This is a genomic window from Vibrio sp. B181a (assembly GCF_030248375.1).
Classification (GTDB): Bacteria; Pseudomonadota; Gammaproteobacteria; order Enterobacterales; family Vibrionaceae; genus Vibrio; species Vibrio campbellii.
Map to the genome: position 1 here is coordinate 1 of NZ_JAHGAD010000122.1, position 5,685 is coordinate 5,685.

4 protein-coding genes are annotated in these 5,685 nt (G+C 50.2%); 1 reads left to right on the top strand and 3 read right to left on the bottom strand.

What is annotated here, in order from left to right; all coding sequences use genetic code 11:
* Positions 1-3 precede the first annotated feature (3 nt).
* The 3 genes from KIO97_RS26120 to KIO97_RS26130 form a co-directional block, all read right to left on the bottom strand.
* Positions 4-3,927 carry a hypothetical protein gene (locus KIO97_RS26120; RefSeq protein WP_285384368.1) on the bottom strand — a complete coding sequence of 1,308 codons (3,924 nt, stop codon included), beginning with the start codon at positions 3,925-3,927 and terminating at the stop codon, positions 4-6.
* 118 nt (positions 3,928-4,045) lie between these two features.
* Entirely contained in the window at positions 4,046-4,897 is an 852-nt protein-coding gene (locus tag KIO97_RS26125; RefSeq protein WP_285384369.1) for a hypothetical protein, read from the bottom strand.
* A 9-nt stretch (positions 4,898-4,906) separates the two neighbouring features.
* On the bottom strand, positions 4,907-5,362 hold the full coding sequence (locus tag KIO97_RS26130; RefSeq protein WP_285384370.1) for a biopolymer transporter ExbD: 456 nt from the start codon (positions 5,360-5,362) through the stop codon (positions 4,907-4,909).
* Here KIO97_RS26130 and KIO97_RS26135 point away from each other — a divergent pair.
* Positions 5,361-5,522, top strand: coding sequence for a hypothetical protein (locus KIO97_RS26135; RefSeq protein ID WP_285384371.1), 162 nt, complete (start codon positions 5,361-5,363; stop codon positions 5,520-5,522). The two genes, KIO97_RS26130 and KIO97_RS26135, sit on opposite strands and share 2 nt — an antisense overlap.
* Positions 5,523-5,685: the final 163 nt, after the last annotated feature.

The following is a 5,685-nucleotide window of genomic DNA, read 5'->3' on the forward strand; positions in this document are numbered from 1 at the left end:
TCGCTAAGGCAGCATAGTCTTCAGGAAGCAAACTTCAACAGAGTAAGCTTCGCTAGATAAGGCCCTGCCGACCAATTTCAAACATTCATAAGAAAGCCCAGTGACTTCACTGGGCTTTCTTTTTATCTGTGTTTTTTGGGTCGGCCAACCACGAGCACCCCACAATGAATCTCCCACGTGACTATAAAGCCCCTTCAACTCATCCTTCGTTGGACGGTGCCAGTCATTTTTACCCGCAAAATTCAATGAGCCCAACTTTTGACACCAACGGTCAAACTGCCCATCAACACCAGCATTCTCATCGTCTCCCTCATTGGGGTTGATAACACCATTACCATCCTGGCGAAATCGTGCAAACTCACCGCCGGTAGGGCCAAATGAGCCCGTTTCGGTGTAAGTGGTAGCGTAAGTATCTCCGCTGTTTGTATCGGAATCTGCTGTTGGGTCATCATCTGGCCCTTTGTAATCAAGTGCATCCATCACTGCGATACTCGGCGTACTGGTAAACCAATTACCCGCCGAGTCTGATGCAACTTTTAAGCAGACGCCTACTGCATTGGTTTGGTCGATATCATCAATATTATCTAAGTCGGTAGCACCTGAACCACATACTTTTAATACAAATACCGTCACAACACTAGAATTACTATTCCCTGCGCCATCCGTTGCCGTTACCTTAACAACGCCAGTAGAAGTTGAACTGGTCACCGTACCTGTATCAGTCACAGTCACACCGTACGTGTCCGTTTCACCCTCAGCAGGCTCAACCGACCACGTCACCGACTCCGTTACATCCAATGGCTCTTTGCCATAAGAGTAGTAGGCATAAGCTTTCAGCTCCGTGCTTTCTTCCGTGCCGATGGTCACCTCTGGTGGCGTCACAATAATCCCTTTAACTTCAGGTTTTAACACCGTCACCGTCGATGTCGCCGGCGTAGCATAGTCACCAAAGCTTGCTGCATCATTTGGCGTCGCGGTAAGCGTAACACTGTCATTACCGCTTTCTAAGAACGTCACTGTCTTGGCAATCTCGTCAATGTTGACCGTCGAGTCATCTGACGTCCAGTCCACTTTGTCGGTCGCATCAAACAACTCACCGTTGGCTTGTACCGCTTCCGCCCTCAGACGGTAAGGTACACCAACCACAACCGTACTGCCATCTAGCGGCTCTACCACCAAGTTTGTGATGTCCGCTGGCACCGTGGTAAAGGTTTCTTCTTTGCTTAGGTCATTACCGCCCACATCTGGGAACGCGCCTGCGTTTAGGCTCGCCGTGACGGTTACATTGACATCGGCGTCCTTGCTCTCGACCGTGTACGTGCCATCGGGATTAACGCTACCTGACACTCCTACTTTTGGCGTGACATCCCATGATACTTGGTCTTCATTCAGTTTTGCGTTCGCTCCAGTATCTGCAACCGCAAACGCCTCAAACGTCTGGCTAAACCCAACCGGTAATGTCACAATATCTGGACTGATAGTCATATTGATAATGGTCGCATTATCAACCGTGATAAGCCCTGATGTACCGGTAATGCCTGAGGAGGTGGCTTTCACACTGCCTGAGCCCGCTTTAACGGCCTTTAAAGTATCAACATGACCATCAAGGTCATTGTCAACCAAGTCAAAGGCATCCGTCGTCGCAGGGTCTTTACTCCACTCCACTGTGTCGTTACTCAGCACAGCAGCACTGTCGTCGTTATAGCGACCAAGCGCACTCAACGCCACCTTCTGCCCCGGTATCAGCGTTAAATTCTCCGGCAGTTGAACCTCAATGGATTCCAGCGTTTTCGCCACCACCGCAATGTTGGCACTCTGGGTCGGAGTTTGACCATCCACAGTGTCTTCTGCTGTCACGTTGTTCATCGTCGCCGTTAGGGTTGCGCTCCCTGCACTCGGACCTGCCGTTACCGTTCCCGTATCAGGGTCGAGCGTTGAACCCGTGCCATTCTCCTCCAATGTAAATGTCACCTGGCCAGAACGCAGCAGCGTCGCGTTGCCCTCAACATCAATGCTGTACGCCTCAAACGTTTGACTCTGACCCGACGCAAGCTCTGCCTCTTTCGGAGAAAGCACCAGCGAGGAAATTAACTTAGCTGGCGTCACGGCAAAGGCCTCACTCGTGGTAATATCATCCCCAACACCCAATGACTTGGTGGCGGTTAACGTCACATTACCTGGCTCTGGCGCATAAAAAACACCGTCAGGAGTGATAACTGGGGTATCGGCGGCGGCGCCATCCCACTGGGTCACCACCACCGATAAGTCCGCATCATCAAACGCCAACTTCTCCGAGGTGCCATCGTCATACACCATGGTCACCGTCAATTGCTGTGGCAGTCCAGCGCTGTAACCTGATGCTGGAGACAGCGAAAGTGACGTCGGTATTTTATTGTTCACCGTCACTTCTGTGGGGGGCGTCGTGTCCACCCCTTCAAATGTCCCGCTCACGGTCAGCGTTTCTGGCTCTCCCGTCACTAATAGCCCCGGAGTCGTATTAGAGAAAGACGCCAAAGCCCCATCACTGGTATTCCAGTGCATGCTCGGGTTATCAGTTACATTTTCTTGAAAACCGTCCGAGTACGTCAAACGCGCTTCCATCTGCAGGTTGTTACCATAAGCCACGGTCGTCGCGGTTGATGGTGAAATCGACAGCATGGTTGCTGTCGCATCTAGGAGTTTGACATCGTACGTGTCTTTCAGCGCCCCGTTTGTCGCCGTAATGGTCACCGTTCCCGCTGTTGAATAATCAAGCGAAGGGTCATATCCACCCGGCGGAGTTGCAATCAGAGTGTTGCCTTCCATGTGGGCATAAGTGTCATCATTTAGCGCCCATGTTGTGCTGCCGGTTAGGTCAGCAAGGCTGCCATCGCTGCCTACTGATACAAACTTAAGGTGCATAGATGCCCCTCTTCGTAAGCGGTCTTCCGTGCCAACAATCCCCGCCTTAGCATCAACCTGTTCAAAAACGTTAAACGAAAATGCGCCAGCCTCAGCGGCGTTCTTTAAGGTTGCCGTGACCTCACCAACGCCAGCCTTCAGTCCTTTTGTATAAGCACTGTCGCCTTTTTCCTCTACCATTACGACGCCTGAATCCGCCACCGGAGACCAAATTACGTCTTGATTATTGAGGGGCTGTGTTGTGTTGTTCGACATCGTAGCAATGGCCACCACTTCACGACTCGCGCCTACCGCAAGGTCAGTGTTCCATACCTCCCCGTCCACCGGTTGAACCTCCACGCGGCTCACCGTTAAATCTGAGACGTTTAATGTCGCTTCGTCACTAAACGTTTGTCCTCCCGCACTGCCTGATACCGAAATTGGCAGCGACTGACCCACCGATCCTGCGCTCGGCGTGGCTAACCCCTGCTCAATGCTTTGGTCACCCATCGTCCATGACACCACGTCGTCTGACGTGACGTCCAGCACTCGGTTATCCGACAGCACTGCGCTTGCATAAAACTGCTCACTTAACCCTGCAGGTATCGTCGCCTGCGTCGGCGTAACCTTGAGGGCCACAACGGTCGCTTCAGAGACGGTTAAGGTGACCGTGTCACTCTCAATATCCCCCATCACGGCCTTGATTGTCGTGCTGGCACCCGGGCTTACCGAGCTGGCTTTAAAACGCTGCTCGTTGTCGTTCGTCAAGCCATTTTCTGTAAAGTTCGTATTGTCTAACACCCAGCTGACGTCTGAAGAGATATTCTTCTTAGAGTCATCGTCATACGTTGCCGTTGCTATTACGCGTCCATTCAAACCCACAGGCACCGACGCTTCACCGGTCATCTCTAGGGCAATGGAGACCACTTCAGGCACATCTCCGCCTCCTGAATCAGGAAACGATTCCCTTTCGTTACACCCACTGAGCGCAAGCAAAGTTAATACACACAACATGGCAGAGCGCCATGTCGACATCATTCTGTTCATAATTGCCCCTTAATGGATAACCAAAAATATGTAAGCGGTCGTTGTTGGCAAGCGCTTTTTTTCATTGAATTTCTCGTATTAATTATAGTCAAAAGACTGAAAGGAAACGCCTTGCTTGTTAATTAACAACCAAAGCATGACTCTTTATTCCTGTATACGGCATCGAAATGCGCTGCCCTAACAACAGCGATTGAAGCTCGCGAACAAACGCATCAGGCGCATCCTTTACCGTTACCTTATCGATTGAGCCTTGCGTAAAATGCAAGGTCACACGAAGGGTTTGTTTGCGTAACTGATAAGCCATAACAAGCTGACGTACGTCTTTGTTGAAGTCATTAAACAAGCCCGCTACGGCTTGGTCGACTTGCCCAGATTCACTAGCCCTCTCACGATTTAGTAAACTACTTGAACTACGCTCTTGCCGAGCAGAAGAAGCCTCAGCAAGTTTACGCTGCGATTTCACCATGGCGTCTTCCACTACCTGTTGGCTTTTAACTTCGTAAGTCGGCAGGCTACGAGCCGATACTGATGCCTTCTGCAGCTCTGAGGTAAGGTCCAAATTAGATGAAGGGTTAACTGCCACTTCTACGTTTGTACTCAAAGCAGAACCAAACATCGCATTCAGTGCTTGAGCATCACTATTATTGGCTTGACTGCCCGCCGGTTGTGCAGGCTCTGGTGTTACCTTTGGCTCTGGTGCCACCTCTGGCTCTGGTGTTACCTCTGGCTCTGGTGCCACCTCTGGCTCTGGTGCCACCTCAGGCTCTGGTGCCACCTCTGGCTCTGGTGCCACCTCTGGCTCTGGTGCTAACACAAACGTCACAGCCTTCTTATCTGTATCAACAAGTTGAGTGTCTGGCACCACAAATTCAGCCAAACGCCCGCCAAACAGCGCTAAACCAATAGAAAACAACCCCATAAGGAGCAGTAAAAAGGCGTTCTCACGCTGCTCACTATAAAGTAGTGACATTTTTATTCCTTACTTTTGAGTGACCACAAGGTAGACGTTTTCAAACCCCAAGTTTCTGCCTAACTCTACAAATTGATTAACAAAAGGATAAGGCATCTCAGGGGGAGCTTCGATTGCCAACAGGCGACAATGCCCCTCCGTTACCTGACAATACTTGCGTATCACAGTTGATAGCCCATCGACGCCGTCAGAGACTGAAATTTCTTGCCCAGCAAAGTAAGCTCGCGATTGTGAAGGTAACTCCAACACTTGAACGTTGAGTGCTTCTTTTAATTCATCAGCCGCCTGTGCCGATAGGGGCAAGTTGTCAATATGAGGACCAACATTAACCGTTTGCTCTTCATGTACGTTGAACAATAAAAAAAACACCAATACCGTAAAAATGTCCATCAGAGCCACCAAGTTTAAAGCGGAGCCCCTTTTCTCTTGTCGACTGGCCGTCAACGTTTGAAACGAAATACTCATGGTTGTTGCATCTCCTTTACGTCCATCGATATCGATGAAAACACCTCATCATAAGGCGCAAGAAGGTCAAATAACCCAACTACATCTTGATACGAGTATGATGCCTCTAGCGAAATGGACAATGGTGCTGATCCACTCAGGCCATGCAGGTGCGCTGTAAGAGCCGAAATTAGTGACGCTCTGTCTGCGACCTCATGACGAAACAAAGTCTTATCAGCTTGCAATAAAATAAGCTCCTGACTCGTCACTCGCAAAAGATAGGGTGCAACCGTCCTTGGCTCCGCAGAAGAGGAAACAACAGGGTCTGGTTGTGCGTATACATC

Coding starts and splice junctions, on each gene's coding strand:
- KIO97_RS26130 (WP_285384370.1), bottom strand. CDS start 5,362: ATGAGTATTTCGTTTCAAACGTTGACGGCCAGTCGACAAGAGAAAAGG.
- KIO97_RS26135 (WP_285384371.1), top strand. CDS start 5,361: ATGGTTGTTGCATCTCCTTTACGTCCATCGATATCGATGAAAACACCT.
- KIO97_RS26125 (WP_285384369.1), bottom strand. CDS start 4,897: ATGTCACTACTTTATAGTGAGCAGCGTGAGAACGCCTTTTTACTGCTC.
- KIO97_RS26120 (WP_285384368.1), bottom strand. CDS start 3,927: ATGAACAGAATGATGTCGACATGGCGCTCTGCCATGTTGTGTGTATTA.